This window comes from Corynebacterium sp. HMSC062E11, from assembly GCF_001811845.1.
GTDB lineage: Bacteria > Actinomycetota > Actinomycetes > Mycobacteriales > Mycobacteriaceae > Corynebacterium > Corynebacterium hesseae.
The window spans coordinates 1-336 of record NZ_KV806829.1; the positions used below are offsets into that span (position 1 = coordinate 1).

Consider the following 336-nt stretch of genomic DNA (forward strand, 5'->3'; position numbering starts at 1 on the left):
TTGTTGATGTCGTGGGGCCTGATGTGTGGTTCAAGTGATGGGGTGACACAGTGTAGTAGCCATGCCGCTTAGTGGATTGTTGGTGTAAGCGTGTGAGGTGGTGTGTAGGCAAATCCGCACACCGTTTAACCTGAGGCGTGATGCGTAGCCCGAATGTGGGTGAAGTTGGTGATCTAGTACTGTCGAGAAAAGCCTCTAGCGATGTGGATGTATGGCCCGTACCCTAAACCGACACAGGTGGTCAGGTTGAAAATACTAAGGCGTTCGGGTGAACTGTGGTTAAGGAACTCGGCAAAATGCCCCCGTAACTTCGGGAGAAGGGGGACCACACGACTT

Annotated in this window: 1 rRNA gene; it reads left to right on the plus strand. The window is 52.4% G+C overall.

Annotated features, from left to right (window positions below):
- Positions 1–336: ribosomal RNA gene (locus HMPREF2822_RS13540) — 23S ribosomal RNA — on the plus strand; the annotation flags it as partial.